A 17,021-nucleotide genomic window follows, 5' to 3' on the forward strand; every position below is an offset into this window, starting at 1 on the left:
TGGACGATGCCCATCCGAGATTGGAAAGCTGCTCTCAATCGCTTTGCCATTGAATTTGAGGGCAGGTTCCCAATCTAATATTCTTCTCTTGACACAAACTACTTTACAAACCCCTGCCACCAACCATCTATGTTTTTACGACGATCAGACCCGTCCTCAATTTGGGCAGCGTACATATCTCCCATTTCTTTGCTGTGATTCATAGCTGCACTTAGTGCCTCTGCATCACCTCCGACCTCCCGAATGCGCGCTGCAGCAATATGACGAAAGGCATGAGGATTGACATGGTATGATTGCTCGAAGAGCTGCTTAGAAGCTCTGGAAGTGGCAGTAACAACCATTCCGTAAATAGATGATAAAGGGAGAGGTTTACCGAAGTTCTTTGGATTCCCTTTTGAAAACATAACAAACAAGTGTTTGTTGCCTTCAATGTTAGTTTTGGCAGATTGCCAAGCGTCAACTCGGTGTTGAAGGCTTCTTAAACGAGTTTCCAGATTCTTGATGTATTTTGTTTTATCTCCACTTTTGTCTTGCCTAGCTGTTTCAAGGCGCTGCTGCAATTTCTCCAAGTCCTCAAGTTTGTGTCCCGTGAAGGCCAGCCAGCCTCCTAGCGTTTGTGTTGCTTGCTGGATCTTTGGACGCTCAATTTGAATCCATACATCTAGATCCGAGGTCAGGATGCTAGGTAGTACGTAGTCTCGTGTTTCTCCTGTTATATACTCCTGTTTGTGATGAATTTCGCGAGCTATGTAAATCGGCTTCCCTTGTTTATCAATTTCACGATACAGGGTTATGCTTGTTTCAAACTGAGGGATCTCATGCGTCCGCACGGGAAGATAAGTAAGTATTTTAACTAGCAAATATACCTGCCAAGACCAGAGGATAGCTGAAGGTGAGCGTCTTGCTCCCTTGACTCGTTTACCTGAACCCTTAGCAGATACGCCACGAAAGGGAGCTAAGTTTTTCTTTAGCTGAAGGCAGATTTGCTGTAATTGTTCATGAAGTAAGTTTTTCGTTCTCCACCTCTGTTTATTAGACTTCTTCTTCTCTTGCTTATATTTCTGCTTAAATTCACTGTGGAGGTCTCGAAAATCAACAATCAGCTCAATATCAGTCCAGTTTTGTCGCTTTACTTTGTCAAAATTGAACCACTTTAGTAAGGCAATGGATATCTCTGTCAAATGCATTCCTGTCTTATGAGTGCACTCACGTTTTTCTACCAACCAGCGATTATAGTCCTCCACAAGTATAAGATCAGTCAAAAGCTTCAAGCTCAGCTCTTCCAATGACTTTCCTTGAAGGACACACCACCCCATAAACCGGCGAATCAACTGTTTAGTATCCTTGTCAAAGGTTGCTTCAGACTTCTTTTGAACATTGGGTCGGCGGCCGCTTCTCTCCCCAGCAGCATGTAAAATTCTACGTAGCTCAGACCAGGCTGGTTCACCTCCTGTAGTCCAAAACTTCCTGAACTGCTTAATTTCCTCCCGCAAATGCTCTAGAAACTCTGCGTCCTGCAAGCCATAAGCAGGAAACTGCTGCCTCGAAGGTGGGCGTTTATCTGGCGTAACTGAAGGAGGAAGTATTTCTGGAAACTGACTTGGATCAAGTATTTGCCAAAAAACCTGTTCATCCAACCGTTTCAAAAATTGGTTCAAAGCCGCGCGATAATTACGTTTTGTCCCCTTGCTAGTCGCGCCATCGGCAACTGCTGCATCAAACTTGCGATCGAAGATTATCAATATCAAGCTCACTAGCCTGCTTTCAGACAACGGCAAAAGAGGTAGCGTTTTGCCTAATGAAGCGAGCAGTTGACTTTGTTCTTCCTTTTCGCGGTATTTCACTAGTTCTTTTGCTAGGTGAGTAAGCAGTAGATTGTCGCAGAATACCTTGAATTCTCTACGAGTCATGCTCCTAGTTTTGAATCCTAACGTCTCTAAAATATAGAGTTTGAAAACGCTGCGAAGAAATTTCTGCGTTGCAGTATTATTTTCAAAGTCAGATTTGCCACAAGAACTGAACGCATAAGTAAGACTGGGTTTGGTAATCGTCATAGTTTTCACTTAATGAGTCTGTAAGGTGTCCTGGCTTAAGTGCTTAGAAGCTTTTACGATTGATCTGCTTTGATCGCATCAAGAAGTTAAACCGCGTGTCGAATTGCTTCTTCTTTAGAGCCGCAATTCCTACAAGGGTCCGAACAAAACAATTAATTTAAGCAGTTCAAACCTTTAATCGGTGAAGCAATTTAAGCTTCAGTACGAATAAAACGTAGATCGCATAACTTGAGAAGTCAATCCCGAATTTTAGATATTTGCTAACACCTAGCCTCACATTTCTTCAAGAGCTATTATGCAAAAGCAAGCAAAAACTTGAGGATTAATACATGAATTTACTTAGAATTAAAAGTTATATTTAGTACTTAGATAGATAGTCCTTTAACAAGAGAAGAGCAGAAATTTTCGCTATATGAGGAGGTTTTCAATAATCATGAAGCTTAAAAACCATAGAATTAAAAGTAAAAAATAATACATATATGGATTTTAAAGAGTTTTTTAGGCATGAGGAGCAAAATACTGTAATACAGAGCAATTAATCAAAGCTTACAGTTCATAATTAGAAGAATTATAGTAATACTAAGTCGACTACTAAATAAGTGACTTTTTGATCAACTCTGGTTCTCATCAGTCACAACTGACAACCTTCATTTGGATTTTCAACAAATTAATTAAAGCTTGCTTCTATAAAAGTTATTTTGAGAACAAAGGATGATAGGTAGATTTGTATTTTTATAAGGAAATTAGCAAAGGAAAAAGCTTTTTAGTATATTGGTCCTAAGGATGGCGAGAACACGCTGGTTAGTTAGCAAGCAGTCTACTGTTTTACTTTTTAATTCGGATCAAATCGTTGCCTTTCCTCCACTCCAGCCCAAACGATATCCAGTAATCTTCTTGCTACGGCACGCTCCATAGTTTTCATTGATTTGGGGAGAGTTGAAAACCTTGGATATCGTAAGAAGTTTTGATATAGGTATTAGCTGTTAGGTGATTTGCCGTTGTTGGATGTCGGTGTCTCTAGCTAATTAGACTATTCCTGGTGTGAGTTTTTGGAGAGCGTAAACCACTTTCAAACTGTAGGTAGGTTTGAATTGTACGTTGAGTTGGCGATCGCTCAATGGGTTTAGCCAGGACTAAAGAAGAGGTAATCACTCACTTCTGAGCCAAGCTCGACCTCGTCCATTTAAAATGGAAATGGCAGTTAGGACCTGAACAAATAGCTCATTCTGTGAGTTGCAGCAGAGAAAAAATGACTGCTGAGGCTGAAACCTTTACAGGTCAGAGGTTTTAGCGATCGCTCTAATGTATGCCTGATCAATTAATTAGATTAAGCCATTTCTAATGATTTCTGGAACAGTTGATCCTACAGAAGCTTGATCTTGCGTTGATATGGGCTGCTTTCAGTGAAAAGGGGATACTTGCCTTTTTTTCCACTGCTGTGCAAAGGCAACCCTCCCCTCCCAAGTCTTCTCTAGCTCCTCCTCAGGCTGGGTTGCTTAATCTTGAGCTATGGGGGTAACGTTTGGTTAAGTGGAGATGCGGTAGCGACCGCCGTAAGTGTAGATGTAGCGACCTGACCCGTCATCGGCGTAGAGCATCACCAAAGGAGTCACTGATTCTTCAGGTTACACAAAGCTTAAAAATGCAACGACGGGTAGGAGTGTCTAAAGTTAGGTTCAGTTGTCCAGGAAGACTGGCAGGGAGTGAGTGGCATCGACACCCTGTTCAATCAGGGGCACCCAGTTGCCATTCATGTCCTGGGCTAACTCAAGCTTTTATCGGTGAGGACACTAAAACTTTCTACGGCTCCCAAAGCCGCTTTAGCCAGGTCTCTAGCACCAAGCTCATGACATGGGCGAGTCTACTCAAAACGTTCAACCCCCAGGCGATCGCGCAGAGGTTGAAAAGTATGGGCAATGATGCAGCGATGCAGTAGAATCTTGGGTCAATTACTGCACGAAGGTTGAATCATGTCAGAACCAGTATCCAAATCGGTTAACCAAACCGTCATCAACCTGCTGACCGTATTAGCGCAGCAGGGAGACCCGGAGGCGATCGCTGCCCTTGAGCGGGGCAATAGTTCTGATGGTGAATTAGAGTCAGTTCATGGTGCTGAGGCTAGCTCGGTAAGGATCATGCTAGATACGGCAGATACCGACTACCTCGTTACCGAGCATGGTGCAACCGCAGTGCTGAAGTCAGACCAATGGGAGACGGATATCCTCTAAACCCTTGTTTGCGTCAAACTTTGTAATACCGCAGGACTTACGCAGATGTACTAAATGTGGTGGTCAGCTTAGCCCAATTTCATAGCAAGAGTGGGTGATTTGAGTTGCCCAATCAAATAGTGGGATAACAGTCTGCTCTTGAGTTGATAGATGCTGGTTGCCGTAGCCTGAGCAAGCTGCTTCAAGCGGGTCCAAACGAGCAAAGCACAAGCGATATGATTGCGCTGGATTCGCTGCTTACGGCATTGACACGATTCGATACCCGTCGTTTGTTTGACTTCCCGATGAAACTGCTCAATCTTCCAACGCATGGCACACACCTGTTGTGTGTCATGCGTTGAGTTTTGAGTCAAGTCGTTTGTGACGACAAACTCCGTCTTGTCGGTAGAGACAATGACACGGAACAATTTCACCTTCTTGTCCTTGGGAAAACCTCGTAGCTTAACCAACTTGCCTTGTGTAGCTTCGGTCGCACTCCAGCCCAGTTGGTCAACTCGCTTGTATGGCTCATCGCCACCGCTATCATCCACTAAGCGGTTTGTTTTCAAGGGGCAGTAGTAGACCTTAGCGAGATCCTCAATTTGAGCCATCAACTTCTTGGTGGCGTACCAACTGTCCATCAGCACAATCGCAAACGGTAACTGCTTGGAGAAAACCGCACCTTTGAGCATGTCTTGAACATGGTCAAGCTTACTGTTGCCATCCCCATCCGGGTTGTACAAGCGGTAGTCAACCACCCAAAATTCTCCTGTGCTGGCATTGACGTACAGACAACTAATCAACCCAATGCCGCGAATCACCCGATGTTCGTTGCCACTATACTGTCGCCTGACCAGTTCAATCGATTGGCTGAATCGTTTATCCAAAACAGTGTCATCGAAAATCAAGTATCCTGCTGCATCTGGAACAATCAGCGGTTTGACCTGCTCCCACAACAGACGAGGGGTCAGCTTTTCACTGCTCAGGTAACGGTTAATCGCATCGTGGCTGAATTGCTGCAAATGCTCCGCTAGATGAGTCAGCGTAAAGTTGGTTTGGCTACTCAACAAATATTGGCAGTAGTCCAGCTTAGTAAATGTCATCGCAATCGCTGTTTGATGCACTCATACTGGAACTGTAGCGAGCATAGCTCAACTTAACCACCCCCTATCCCTAGTGCCGCTGCGTAAGTCCTGTACCGCTTATCCAGCGTGGCTTTGATTCTTCGCACTACGCCTGCTTTGGCAGCAGTTTGACGTAGCGATCGCTTCTCTCCAGGAGTTTGCAGAACTCACTGACTTGATGGCTCAGATAGGATGGGCTAGTCATCCTGCTTCACTTCAAGTTGGTAAATCCTCATGGAGGGATGTTCCGACATCAACCGCCAGTAGAACTCTGCTGGCGGTGGTGAAGTGCGAGCGCCACACCGATAGGCTAAAACGGGTTCTCCCTGCCGATGCAACTGCTGCAATAATCGGTTTAACTCCACGCTTCCTTCGGGTTGCAACCAGAACAGGTGAGAGCGACCAAAATACCCAGCATTAAATAGGCTCAAAAATAGCCACTCCATGACAGGCTGCATCTCTTCAGGAGTCAGGTTACTCTCCTCCTGTCCATAGCTGCTGATTGTTGGACGATCAGAACTACTTTTGGGCAGTAGTGCTGACAAGCTGGACTGGACTCTGCGTAGGATGCCATTCATAGAAGAACAAGGGGACAGTACCGCTCCAGAATGCCCAACTTTGTCTCTTCAATCCTGCCTCTTGTGGTCACTGAGGGTTAAGGCAAAGGACAAACCAGGGCGATGCGAAGCAGTTCTCCCTTTGGGGCGATCGCCTTCCTCCTCCGATTAGTTCTGTCATATTGGGTTGCATTATTACCGCGTATCCCACCGTTGTTTAGAGCTCTCTAGTTCTGGGCACGCTAAACGCTGAAAGTTAGGGTTTAGAAAGAGATGAAGAATTTTTTGTATGCGTTACTCGCGTTCACCGTTAGTCTAGTGCTGCTATTTGCTCAACCTAGCAGGGCACAGCAGAACTGTGATCCGAGTTACCCAGATGTTTGCATTGCTCCTGCTCCACCGGATCTCGATTGTGCCGATGTCAGTGCCACCAACTTTAGAGTGTTGCAACCTGACCCCCACAAGTTTGATAGAGATAAAGACGGCATTGGCTGTGAAGCCTAAACCCAGTAAGTTGGGGATTGAACAACCATTCCTGTCGCCTCGGTTAAAGAGGACAGACAGCCCCCTTGCCAATCCAAGCTCTTCTGCTGGGCGATCGCCGTTGTGGATCAGTCTCCCTTCACCGCTTCAGATCCCGCGCATTTTCCCCAGTGACAAAACCAATCTTACACCAGGTACTGAGGTCCTAGTGGTAGTCAGACGGGCTGCCTGGCCTCACACGCCAAAGGATGGGCTAGCAGTTAGACGAACGGGGGTTGAGTTGCTATTAGGTGTCCGAAAATCGGAAGTTGAAGGAAACTTATAGTGTTAGACGAGGGGGTGTGCGCTTGGTAGCTGCCCTCTCTACCCTAGGGTTGGAGTTTAAGGTTGTGCTGATCCTATGGGTTGAGCAGTTTGGCGACAGGTTCTCAATCGAGGCAGAACAAACTGCTCTGCCTCGGCGGCAGCTTTACGTAGCAATGACTTGCGCTCAGAAGTCTTTGTATCTGTTTGGGGCTGGACAAGTGCCTCTACTAGAGGAGTTGGAGCAAAGTCAGGGGTTTGAAGTGGTGCTGAAAGGATAGAGCGAGAGATCAGTTCTTCAGGTAACTCACTTACGTTTGCACACTTTTCCGCCGAAAATGGTCGAGTAAGAGGGAACACGTCACCGTGTTCCCTCTTACTCGACTAGCTGCAACGAAGCACCACGCGAGCGCTCAAAGACTTGAGCCGTAAGCAATCCAGTTAAAAATTCTAAAAAATTACAACTTGCCCGTAAATCATAATTGCACTTATCTCCTAACAAATGTGGCTCGACTCGTTTGACCATTCGGATGTCGGAAATATATATGCAAACCTCCATCAGGGGTACGAACCCATTCAGGACCGTCATAGCCAAAACTACTAGGTGTTTGTGGCAGAATCGGGTTGGAGGCGAACTTTTCCCAGTTAAGAAGGTTCCGACTACGAGCTAATCCAACACTCCATTGAGCCTTGTCATAGGGTTGATCAGTACTCCCCTCATAAACCATGTAATACCAACCGTCAGAACCTCTTATAATATCCCTTTTGCCAATAGTACCGCTGTCCCAGGAACCACTAGGACCAGTAGTTAAGATCGGGTTGCCTTCATAACGACGCATATTTCGTAAATCTGTCCCTATAGCCACTCCAACCTGGCAATCATCTGGACTGCCTCTTTCCCAGGACCTACCAAAACCATGGTAGAAGAGATAACGTGTCCCATTTACAACATACAGCGATGGTGTTCCAATGTTGTTTCTCTCCCATTGAAGATCAACCTGGGGATCGTTTGCTTGCCTTATAGCATGGCGAAGGATAGGATTAGCATCTTTTGTAAAGTTGCGTCCGTCAGGGGAAAGTGCGAGACCAATATCTCCTGGCGATTGACCTGCTCCTTCATAAACTACAGCCCAACGATTTCTGGTCAACTTCCAAACACCAGGGAAGGAAGCCATGATATCGTCCCAGGTGCCATCAGAGCCAACATTGATAACAGTGCCTTGGTCTACAAAATTTACTCCATCTGTTGTCAATGCTAATCCAGTAGCACGGCGCTCATCTTCATACCCATCTCTATCTCGCCTTTTATTAGATCCAATGTAGTATGTATAAAGCGTATTGCCCTCTAACCAGGTGGAAATGAAATGCATTCCAAAACTTTCCCCAAAAAAGCGACTATCCACTGATAAACGTGCTCGACCATTCCAAAGATTGTTGGGTTGATATCTCTGTGCACTTGCATTACCCGTGAAATACCACTGAACGGCTAAAACTACAGCAAGAACAGCAAAGAAGCGAAAAAAAAGTTTTCGAATACTCATTCTTTTCCACCTTTTAACTTGTTGTTGAATGACTTAGAAAGTGATTGAGAAGCAAAATCTGGATTACCTGCATTTGCAGAAGTATCATCTAGGCAAGGGAAGTCTATATGGTTGTTCCTCCTGATAGATAAGAACTAGACAAGTTCAGGAACTAACGGTAGTGGCTTCAGATTGTTCCCTGTCCTAGCGTTCAGCTTTACCATAACCAGATCGAGCGCCACAGGGTGTAATCAGGATAAACGCTTCTAGTGACGCCAGCTCTTGAAACCTTTGCTTGGTATGGAGTCTAAAACTACTTGTTTCTATGGAAATCCGGTTAGGGGACATATAGAATCAAGCGTTTTCGACTCTCGTGCGTCAAATTACAGCTATCCTGACCACACCTCCGTTACATGCAACCCGTCACACTCCTCACAGAAAGCTATGTTGACGGGTTGCCCTATTGATGTGCCAGTCGCACCAAATTACCTGCTTGCTCACAACTGCTATAAAGACAAACTCCTACGATGTATGAGGAAGGATTGAGCATGTTAGCCTAGCATCTGCTGTCATTTCTCCAAGTTCTCATTGCACAGTTAAATCTACGTATCAAACCTGAATCAATTGTAAATTCACGTTCTCGTGGAACAGCGTTCGTTGGACGATAGGCTCCATCACCAGGTCGTGGTCCTAGTACAGGTTGTAGTCCTTGTAATGGTGCATGCCACAAAAACACAGCCATGCAATCATGGTGTCTTGTAATGAAGCCTTTTGCCTGCTCAAAACTAACTGACTTGCTAACACCTCCGTCTCTCGGTGTTGAAACACCATCAAGATTAGTAATGCAGTATGTTGGTTTTGCTGGGGGTTGACCATCTGGAGGCGTCCAAATAGGATATTGAGATAAATCCGGGGTTTCTGTTGGAGAGCCTGGGTGTAACTCTAGATATCCTGTATACCCTGCAAAACGAGCAGCTTCGAGAGAATACTCATAGATCTCTGGACTACGAACTGTTTCAAAGTCCAGAGGTGTTTCCCTATTAACTTCCTGAAAAAGATTGACAATTTTTTCGAAGGCTTCTAACGAATACTCATCTTCAAGCCCAAGTGAAACGACTGCTTTGGTATTTGAGTTTTTGTGTGTAATTAACCACTGATTAATACGCCTGATGCGGTCTCTAATTCTGTTTTGAAGCGCTGGATTTTGCAACACCTCCTGGTTGAAGTCCTGAGTATTAGCCGGTTGCCTACGCTCATTAAAGCGCAGTAATTCGCCATCTTCACATCTTCTTCCATCTTCCACTTCTAGGCAAGTTTGATTGGAGAAATGGATTTCTAGCAAATGCGGTCTATTTCTATTTTGATATAAGAATCGTTCCATACACGCTCCGCTATTTCCAAATGTTCCCCATAGAACCGCCATGGCAGGTTTGTTAAGACCTCGCGTAGTTCTTAACCAGCTATCACAGGGGAAAGATGGATTCATAGCAGCAAAAGCAGACAACCCTATGTAAGGTTCAGAACTGGCATCACTTGGATTCGCACCACTTGGACTCGCAGCGAATATTAACAACGCGGTACAGAGGAAACTTAAAAAATTCTGAATAGACAGTCGAGCGTTTCGCTTTGTGGTTGCCGCAAGACAAATCATTAAATTATGTGACTTGATACCGATGCTAGAGAATAACCCGAGTTTCTTCTGAGTCATGTTAGTGCCCCCATTGATTGAATTCTAGCGAACCAACGGCAAGTTCCTTAGTAGAGGTGAAGCAACTATGAATACGCCGCAACAGAGATCTAGCTGTTACGCAACAGTAAGTTAACTAAGTGACGTGCGAGTATTCTGCACTTCTTACAAGAGAACCTAGCTAGATGAGCAAAGCTTTTTCTTATAAAACTCATCTTGCTGGTTGCAATCTAGTTCTCTACTTCCTGCTCAAGAATGACAGTTGCTATTCAGCATAACTATGGATTGCTAATTAGAATCAGAAACGCACAAAATCCACTGGAACTTTTTAAAGATAAAAATTACTTAAATTATTCTCTGGTAATGATTAAAGGCGGCAAAGTTTCTATGCCGTGAAGCGTCAGTATGTGAGAGTTGAGCGGCTGTCCTGCGAATCCTTTGAAGAAAGTTCCTATAATCTTTCCGTAAACTTCCTGGTTTAATCTTGAAAAGTTTCTTGATTTGGCAGACAAAGGTCAGAGGCATTTACGACTATGAAAGATGATTCCAGGAAAAGGTCCTATCCTTCCTCTTTTGAATGACATGCTCAGAGCAGCAGTTAAGGAGAAGAAATACATTACTGGAAATGGTTTCCGGGTCGGCAATTGGTATAACCAACTACAAAGCGACTGGGGAAAGTACGAAGATAAAATCGGCAGAGGCTGCCCTTGTACAAAAACTGTTGCTAAATTCTTTCAATTTAAACCTGAAGCGACTTATAACCGAAAAACTGTAAATGGTTTCTGTTGGGTACTGCTCGGTTGCTCTTACGAGGAAAGTATTGCTCGAGTGTCAGAAGGTAAAACGCCAGAAGCAACAAGTTTCTCCTCCAACAAGGAGTTATCTCATGTACTACAAAACCTTACTTCTGGAATATGGTTATCGCGATTCACCTTTCAAAGAAAGGATAGTGAGCGCGCACAGTATAACCTTGAGTACTTCAAACTTAGTGAAGATAAGTTTATAGGAGAAAACATTTTAGGGGCTTCGAGTACAAATCAAACTCCTTATATTCATGAGTTGACAGCAGAACTTTGTGATAATTATTTGCTTGGAATTTGGAGAAACGTTAACTCAAGGCATTTCGGTTGCTTTCAGTTCTATGTTCTGTCAAGAGGCACGACGATGACAGGTAGATATTTTTGGAATAAAGATGACAATTCTGTTGGCGATGGCGTTTTTCAATGGGTGAAAGTGAAAGCGCTATGGCTATTCCCTGAAGGACAAATAGCAGAACTTCGCACAAGAACCTTGAGGAGTTTCTCGTATCTCGATGAACATTTCCAAACCTGGTTTGATACAGGGGACGAACTATCTTTGGAACAATTGCTTGAGAACCAGGAAGAAGCAAAATCGTAATCTTTTCGAGAGGTATGTTGCAAGAATGAGGTGTAAGCACGATAAACGCTTTTTATTGCCATCAATTCTTGAAATCTTCGCTTGGTATAGCCTCTAAAGTTGCCTGCTTCTATGTGGCATAAAGGTAGCGAAGCTGCATTTAAACGCCACGCGATGCTTGAAACCTTCATGAGGCAGGGGTTTCAGAAAAATTTTTGCGATTTAAATCAACGAACCCCGCTGCAGAGCAGGCGGGGTATGGAAGCAGATTTGCTCCCGAATCCGGATTCGGATTGCAATCCCGATGCTTCGCTGCAGAGCAGCGGGGAATCTGACCCGGACTCGATTAAAACATCCCGAAAAACAGCCATTTATGGGCAAGTTTTTGAGCAAAAGGAGCCTGAAACCCGATTCTGTCGTAAGTTATATGAGGAGTTCAATCATCATTTACGGGGAAGTTGCAATTTTCCGTTTTTTTAAGCTGGATCACTTACTACTCAGTCATTTCAGAGGCTGCGTGGCGTTTGGATGCAGCTTGTCGGGTAAGAGGGAACACGTCACCGTGTCCCCCTCCCCTCAGAACCGCTCGTGACAGTCGTCCCATCAAGCGGCTCAAGCCATCTGTCACCCAAGACTGCTCCCACGCGATGCACTTGTTGATGGCAGGCTTGATGAAGGTGAATTAAATTCTCCTCTTTATCTGTACCGCCATCTTTCACCTGTACCCGGTGATGAGTATGCAGTGCTTCTCCGTTAAACAATGAGTCATGACATACTGGACATCGCCAGTTTTGGCTCTGGGCAACTCGATAGTACTTTGAGCCCTTGTCCCAGTAGGTTTTGCCATATCGGGTTTGACGATGTTGCCAGTAACCATGCAGACTCGGATCATCTGGTGATGCCGTTCCTTTGACCTTGACATGGCGTTGAATTGGAATCTCTGCTAATCGAACAATCGATAGCGTTTTCCGCTCTCCTGCCCGGTCAAGAGCAGTTGTGGCAAATGTCCACTTCCGCCCTTTGAAGGTTCTGAAGTACTTACTGGCAATCCACCATTTGCCCTTGTTTGGGTGTCGCCTGCGGCACCATCTCCAGATCACGTTCCAGATTTGGCTGTCCACATAACTAAACACCGCTTTGCTGACTCCATGTTTATAGTAGTTGCCCCAGCCTCGCAAGATGGGATTGAGGTAGTGAATGACTGCTGCTGGAGTCACTGAGGGATTTGCTCTCAGCCACTCCCGAACCCGCTTGAGGAGGGTTTTCACCTTCTCCTTTTGCGGTCGGCAGAGACACTTGTGCTGGAGATGCCGAATGGTGAAGCCCAAGAAGTGGCAGCCCTGTTGGACAGACACGATCCGGGTCTTTTCCCAGTTCAGTTCTAACCCTCGCACCTTCAACCAATCTTCCAAAACCGGGATGATTGCTTCGATGTCTGCTTTGGTTTTTGCCGTAATCAAGAAATCGTCTGCATAGCGGCAGTAGCCATAGGTTGGGGACGTTTTCTTGTAGGGCTTTTGCTGTTTTGCATTGGCTGACGGTTGATGTATTCTAGTGGTTATATAGGATGACAACCACTGTTCCATTCCGTTCAACGCAATGTTCAACAACAGGGGTGAGACTGTTCCTCCTTGAGGAACGCCTTCATCCGTTGCATGGAACATCTCGGCTTCTACATAACCTGCTTTGAGCCATTGTTTGATTAACTCTCGACCAGGGACTTGCCCAATCGTGTCGAGGATAAACTGGTGACTCAAATGATCAAATGCCCCTTTGAGATCCGCATCCAAAATCCAGGTGTCACATCCTCTTCGCAGCCGCAAGTAGCATTGTTCAATCGCATCCTGACAACTGCGACCGGGGCGGAACCCGTAGCTGTGACTCTCGAATCTGGCTTCCCAACTTGGTTCTAAGGCATTCTTAACTATCGTCTGTGCAACCCGATTTTCTAATGCAGGAATTCCTAATGGTCTGAATTTTCCGTTTGCTTTTGGAATGTAGACCCGTTTGGTTGGGTGAACCTGCCATAGGGTCTTATCCTGCATTCGCTTAACTAGTTGTACCCGTTGCCGGGAGGTGAGCGCCGTCTGACGGTCGATGCCAGCCGTGGCTTTCCCCTGATTTTCTTGAGTAATTCGTCGCACCGATAGCAGCAGGTTGGAGTAACTGCGTAACATCAGCTTCATCAGGCTTCTCACCCGATTCCACTGACCGTGCTGAGTGGCACGATAAATTCGTTGTCTCAGGTTCCTCACCCGCTTCTTGACGGGCTTCCAGTTAATGTCAGCCCAGTCTTTCAGTGGTTTCCCTGCTCCGATGTCTTTGCAGACTCTATCTTTCACAGGCGATTCGGTTCCTTTACTTCGGTTGATCGTCGATGACCTGCTAGAAGTCTGCCGTCTTTCAACGCGGGGCAAAGTTTGAACCCCTATCTCCCGCATTACCAGGAGCTTTCGCTTCCTCCAGCATCCTTTACCCACTGGATGGTTGTGCATTCCTTACGGTTTGCCTACTCTGACCTCAAGACCAGAGAATCCATTGGGTTTCTGTAGTTCCAAGTGTTTGAGATGCGTCCGGGTCGGGTTCCGTCTACACTCCGATGGGATTATGATCTGTCACTTAACGGAGTAGCAAGCCGTTAAGCCACCCATTCACCTTTTGGTCTCAGTGTCTCAGCCCCATTTCACTGACTGGCACAAATGACGAAGCTTCAAACAACGGTTCAGTTACCTTAACCCTTTCAGACTTCCCCTTGCCCTTACCCAGATTGAGGCTTCTAGGCTTGGATACGTTCGTGGTCTGCATTCCACTAGATTCATCACTTACTACTAGCGTGACCGGAGTCGGTGACTCTTTTACGGGGGGACAGTGGGACAGATTCCACTGGGAGAGACGGCTCTCCGCTCACTTAGGAGGATTGTCTTAATCCTCTAACACTCGACTTTCTACATCGCACTACAACCTTTGTGCCTAGCTCAGTGGCTAACTCCTGCTCAGTTGGGAATCTCCCGTGCCGAGCTGACCAAGGTGAAACTACGCAATCCTATGCTTTGTTAAGCTAGAAGCAATGTGTTGCCTGCTTCTATGAACCGCACGATCGTCTGGTTTCGCCGCGACCTCCGCATTGCTGACCATGCACCGCTCCATCGTGCTGCTCAACGAGGTGCAGTCATCCCAGTGTTCATTCTCGATCGCGCCCTCCTCTATCACCCGGAAACTGCACCCGCTCGGGTTGCCTTTATGCTTAACTGCCTGCGATCGCTCGATGCAGATTTGCAACAGCATGGGGGACGGCTAATTGTGCGCTCTGGTGATCCAGTTGTCGTGCTGCCTCAACTCATCCGGGAAACGCAAGCAGACGGCATCTATGCCCACACTGACTGCGAGCGTATTTATGGTCGCGTTCGTGATGCTCGCCTCAACGCTACCCTGAATGAACAGAATCTGAAGATTCGCTGGTTTGAGCCACCCGGAACAACACCTGATTTGATTACCGCTCAGCAGTATCGTGCCTTCTGGTTGGCTGACATGCAAGCGCCAATCGTCCCGGCTCCCAGTCACGTTCCTGTTCCACCTGAAATTTCTAGTCAACCCATTCCCACCCTGGATGAAGTGGGACACGTCTGCAACGGCAAGACTCTGCCTCCTGCCAGCACCCAAGCTGCCCGACAGTTGCTCCAACAGTTCATCGACGACAAGTGCGATCGTTATTACTGGCAGCTATCTTACCCCAGTGCCACTGCCACCTCTGGGCTGAGTCCTCACCTCAAGTTTGGCGTCATCTCATTGCGTGAGTGCTATCAGACCATTCAACAACTCAAGCCTTTGCCTGATGAGCGAGTACAGCGTAGTCGCAAGCAGTTTGTTGCCAGACTGCGATGGAACAGCGGCTTTACCCAACGCTTCCGCTACCTGCCTCAGTTGGAAGTACGCTCACTCTATCCCATTCTGGAGCAAACAAGTGAGCCGCTAGATGAGGCACTCTACCAAGCTTGGCAGCAGGGGCAAACGGGCTTTCCCATCATTGATGCCGCAGCTAGGTGTCTCTTAGCAACAGGAGGATGGCAATCGCTCAACTTTCGCACCCGCGCCTGCTACGCTAGCTTCTTGAGCAACTTGCTGGGGTTCGACTGGCGCTATGGCGCACTGCATTTCATGCGTCACTTAATCGATGGCGACTGCCCGATCGACCATTACCAGTGGGCAATGCAAGCTGGCGTTACAGCAGCCATCGACCAGTCTTGGACGCGCATCTACAACCCTGGACAGGTCGCAGTTAATCGCTTTGACCCGCAAGGGCAGTTTATTAAGCAGTGGGTGCCAGAGCTGAGGCATCTGCCCCCGGAGCAGCTGGGTTTGCCGCTGCTGGCAAGGGGCTATCCTGCCCCTATCTTGAACTATGAACAGGCAAGGCGGCGTCGAGTGCGGCAGCTAGAGCAGCAGCGGCAGGAACTGCTCAAGACAGCAAATATTGTGCCTTATTTGGCTTCTATGCCCCAGACTGTTGTCCCGTTTGGAGCCGATCGTGTTGAGTGCGACCTAGCGTGGACAAGACTACCGAATCTCAACCTGTTTCCTGCGCCCTTGGCGCTTGAGACCCTTGACCCGGAGCAGGCCAGTGTACTGCGTACCTGGTTTGTCACGACTACGACCACTGCTCCGCGCTCCAGTTCACATCATCCGCCTCCAGTCGTTGTCCCAGAGGGTCAGCTTAGTTTGCTGTGAGCCGAAACATGTGATCGAGCTTTAGGTTCAAAAACAAAATTGCTCGGGTGAGGCGATTGCCTCTCCGGTCAATGAGGCTATGTCGCAAAAACTTATTAAGGTCAAACAATCGGTGTCGTTTGCATTCCCTTAAGCAGCAATTTCAAAGATCGCTTCGATAAATTTCACTCTAGACATCTTGTCCCCTGGTTTGACTCCTTTTACTTGTCCTTTCCGAATCATATTCATCACTTCGATGCCGCTCAACGTTCTTCTTGCCGTATTGAACGTCTTAAATCCCATCATCGGTTTCACGATGCGCTTGATATTCCGATGAGCTTGCTCAATCACATTATTCAAATATTTGCTTTGCCTTAATTTGGTCTCTGCTCCAATTGTCTCCTCTTCCTTAAGCGTCCCTATTGCCACTGGGTAAGCGGCCATTCTTGTCTACTGTGATCACCCGTGGAGCTTGGAGTGTGCTGACCTTTGAGCACTTTACGAAATTTTTCCGGTCGCAATTGGGTAGTTATGGATGTCGTTTCTGTCATTGGAGACTCCGTCAATGCTGCACCAGCTTTTCCAGCAAAGATGATCGCATCTGGAATTCCAATCAGTAGCTCCTCGTCGCTCTCGTCACTTTGATAGGTTCGGGATTCCACTTCAACATAATACTGCGAACTCAATTGAGGGGTAATTGCATCCGCGATCGCCACCATCAGTCTGGTATGGAACGACGACTAGAAGGCAGGATGTTCAAGGTAAGAATCCATTCCTAGGAACGGCGATGGCATGACCGAACTCTCAAACCAAGCAGATGCCAGTATTAGGACCCTTCCTATTTCTCAAATTCTCAAGTTGTCTTAGGCTTGTCTTATCCCAGATATTGGTCAGTTATGCCGTTCTCATCGGTGAGGAGGTAGATAGAATCGTCGGCAAGGTAATCAAAAGCTGGTGTTGAACAGCTTTCTTCACAACCAATTCACCCCAAAATGATGCTAAATA

General features: G+C 46.5%; 15 protein-coding genes and 1 pseudogene. 8 read left to right on the top strand and 8 right to left on the bottom strand.

Annotated features, from left to right (window positions below; genetic code table 11):
• Window positions 1-98: 98 nt before the first annotated feature.
• Window positions 99-2,054, bottom strand: coding sequence for a site-specific integrase (locus H6G00_RS21945; RefSeq protein WP_190798371.1), 1,956 nt, complete (start codon window positions 2,052-2,054; stop codon window positions 99-101).
• 1,642 nt (window positions 2,055-3,696) lie between these two features.
• Here H6G00_RS21945 and H6G00_RS21950 point away from each other — a divergent pair.
• Together H6G00_RS21950 and H6G00_RS21955 are read left to right on the top strand one after the other, a co-directional pair.
• Complete coding sequence (locus H6G00_RS21950; protein WP_190798372.1) at window positions 3,697-3,990, top strand: hypothetical protein; 294 nt, start codon at window positions 3,697-3,699, stop codon at window positions 3,988-3,990.
• A 34-nt stretch (window positions 3,991-4,024) separates the two neighbouring features.
• Complete coding sequence (locus H6G00_RS21955) at window positions 4,025-4,282, top strand: hypothetical protein (protein WP_190798373.1); 258 nt, start codon at window positions 4,025-4,027, stop codon at window positions 4,280-4,282.
• 68 nt (window positions 4,283-4,350) lie between these two features.
• Here the strand turns inward: H6G00_RS21955 and H6G00_RS21960 are convergent, their stop codons facing one another.
• Both H6G00_RS21960 and H6G00_RS21965 read right to left on the bottom strand, forming a co-directional pair.
• A complete protein-coding gene (locus H6G00_RS21960) occupies window positions 4,351-5,364 on the bottom strand; it encodes a transposase (RefSeq protein WP_190798374.1) in 1,014 nt (337 codons plus the stop codon).
• 218 nt (window positions 5,365-5,582) lie between these two features.
• A complete protein-coding gene (locus tag H6G00_RS21965) occupies window positions 5,583-5,963 on the bottom strand; it encodes a hypothetical protein (RefSeq protein WP_199318648.1) in 381 nt (126 codons plus the stop codon).
• A gap of 252 nt (window positions 5,964-6,215) precedes the next feature.
• Between H6G00_RS21965 and H6G00_RS21970 the strand changes: the two genes are divergently transcribed.
• The 3 genes from H6G00_RS21970 to H6G00_RS21980 are packed head-to-tail and all read left to right on the top strand — an operon-like array spanning window position 6,216 to window position 7,009.
• On the top strand, window positions 6,216-6,446 hold the full coding sequence (locus H6G00_RS21970; RefSeq protein WP_190640881.1) for an excalibur calcium-binding domain-containing protein: 231 nt from the start codon (window positions 6,216-6,218) through the stop codon (window positions 6,444-6,446).
• Complete coding sequence (locus tag H6G00_RS21975) at window positions 6,436-6,750, top strand: hypothetical protein (protein WP_190798375.1); 315 nt, start codon at window positions 6,436-6,438, stop codon at window positions 6,748-6,750. The genes H6G00_RS21970 and H6G00_RS21975 overlap by 11 nt, the downstream gene beginning before the upstream one ends.
• Window positions 6,751-6,772: 22 nt before the next feature.
• A complete protein-coding gene (locus tag H6G00_RS21980; RefSeq protein WP_190798376.1) occupies window positions 6,773-7,009 on the top strand; it encodes a hypothetical protein in 237 nt (78 codons plus the stop codon).
• A 207-nt stretch (window positions 7,010-7,216) separates the two neighbouring features.
• On the opposite strand, the gene H6G00_RS21985 is transcribed toward H6G00_RS21980, so the two are convergent.
• Complete coding sequence (locus tag H6G00_RS21985; RefSeq protein ID WP_190798377.1) at window positions 7,217-8,269, bottom strand: hypothetical protein; 1,053 nt, start codon at window positions 8,267-8,269, stop codon at window positions 7,217-7,219.
• A 535-nt stretch (window positions 8,270-8,804) separates the two neighbouring features.
• A complete protein-coding gene (locus tag H6G00_RS21990; protein WP_190798378.1) occupies window positions 8,805-9,956 on the bottom strand; it encodes a hypothetical protein in 1,152 nt (383 codons plus the stop codon).
• Between the two features lie 519 nt (window positions 9,957-10,475).
• Here H6G00_RS21990 and H6G00_RS21995 point away from each other — a divergent pair.
• Window positions 10,476-11,333, top strand: a complete 858-nt coding sequence (locus H6G00_RS21995; protein WP_190798379.1) for a hypothetical protein — start codon at window positions 10,476-10,478, stop codon at window positions 11,331-11,333.
• 111 nt (window positions 11,334-11,444) lie between these two features.
• On the top strand, window positions 11,445-11,792 hold the full coding sequence (locus H6G00_RS22000; RefSeq protein WP_190798380.1) for a hypothetical protein: 348 nt from the start codon (window positions 11,445-11,447) through the stop codon (window positions 11,790-11,792).
• Window positions 11,793-11,869: 77 nt separating this feature from the next.
• Here the strand turns inward: H6G00_RS22000 and ltrA are convergent, their stop codons facing one another.
• Complete coding sequence (gene ltrA, locus H6G00_RS22005) at window positions 11,870-13,654, bottom strand: group II intron reverse transcriptase/maturase (protein ID WP_347278213.1); 1,785 nt, start codon at window positions 13,652-13,654, stop codon at window positions 11,870-11,872.
• Window positions 13,655-14,396: 742 nt separating this feature from the next.
• On the opposite strand from ltrA, the gene H6G00_RS22010 reads away from it, so the two are divergent.
• Window positions 14,397-16,037 (top strand): deoxyribodipyrimidine photo-lyase, encoded by a 1,641-nt coding sequence (locus H6G00_RS22010; protein WP_190798382.1) that lies wholly within the window; start codon window positions 14,397-14,399, stop codon window positions 16,035-16,037.
• A 129-nt stretch (window positions 16,038-16,166) separates the two neighbouring features.
• On the opposite strand, the gene H6G00_RS22015 is transcribed toward H6G00_RS22010, so the two are convergent.
• Together H6G00_RS22015 and H6G00_RS22020 are read right to left on the bottom strand one after the other, a co-directional pair.
• Entirely contained in the window at window positions 16,167-16,460 is a 294-nt protein-coding gene (locus H6G00_RS22015; RefSeq protein WP_190798383.1) for a DDE-type integrase/transposase/recombinase, read from the bottom strand.
• Window positions 16,436-16,741, bottom strand: a pseudogene (locus tag H6G00_RS22020) (DUF4058 family protein); the annotation flags it as partial. The pseudogene H6G00_RS22020 and the gene H6G00_RS22015, both read right to left, overlap by 25 nt.
• Between the last annotated feature and the right edge of the window lie 280 nt (window positions 16,742-17,021).

The sequence above is a fragment of the Leptolyngbya sp. FACHB-541 genome, from assembly GCF_014695875.1.
GTDB lineage: Bacteria > Cyanobacteriota > Cyanobacteriia > Elainellales > Elainellaceae > JAAUTN01.

Excerpts from the sequence above, each read along its gene's own strand:
- H6G00_RS21945 (WP_190798371.1), bottom strand. The coding sequence starts at position 2,054 with ATGACGATTACCAAACCCAGTCTTACTTATGCGTTCAGTTCTTGTGGC.
- H6G00_RS21950 (WP_190798372.1), top strand. The coding sequence starts at position 3,697 with ATGCAACGACGGGTAGGAGTGTCTAAAGTTAGGTTCAGTTGTCCAGGA.
- H6G00_RS21955 (WP_190798373.1), top strand. The coding sequence starts at position 4,025 with ATGTCAGAACCAGTATCCAAATCGGTTAACCAAACCGTCATCAACCTG.
- H6G00_RS21960 (WP_190798374.1), bottom strand. The coding sequence starts at position 5,364 with ATGACATTTACTAAGCTGGACTACTGCCAATATTTGTTGAGTAGCCAA.
- H6G00_RS21965 (WP_199318648.1), bottom strand. The coding sequence starts at position 5,963 with ATGAATGGCATCCTACGCAGAGTCCAGTCCAGCTTGTCAGCACTACTG.
- H6G00_RS21970 (WP_190640881.1), top strand. The coding sequence starts at position 6,216 with ATGAAGAATTTTTTGTATGCGTTACTCGCGTTCACCGTTAGTCTAGTG.
- H6G00_RS21985 (WP_190798377.1), bottom strand. The coding sequence starts at position 8,269 with ATGAGTATTCGAAAACTTTTTTTTCGCTTCTTTGCTGTTCTTGCTGTA.
- H6G00_RS21990 (WP_190798378.1), bottom strand. The coding sequence starts at position 9,956 with ATGACTCAGAAGAAACTCGGGTTATTCTCTAGCATCGGTATCAAGTCA.
- H6G00_RS21995 (WP_190798379.1), top strand. The coding sequence starts at position 10,476 with ATGATTCCAGGAAAAGGTCCTATCCTTCCTCTTTTGAATGACATGCTC.
- H6G00_RS22000 (WP_190798380.1), top strand. The coding sequence starts at position 11,445 with ATGTGGCATAAAGGTAGCGAAGCTGCATTTAAACGCCACGCGATGCTT.
- H6G00_RS22010 (WP_190798382.1), top strand. The coding sequence starts at position 14,397 with ATGAACCGCACGATCGTCTGGTTTCGCCGCGACCTCCGCATTGCTGAC.
- H6G00_RS22015 (WP_190798383.1), bottom strand. The coding sequence starts at position 16,460 with ATGGCCGCTTACCCAGTGGCAATAGGGACGCTTAAGGAAGAGGAGACA.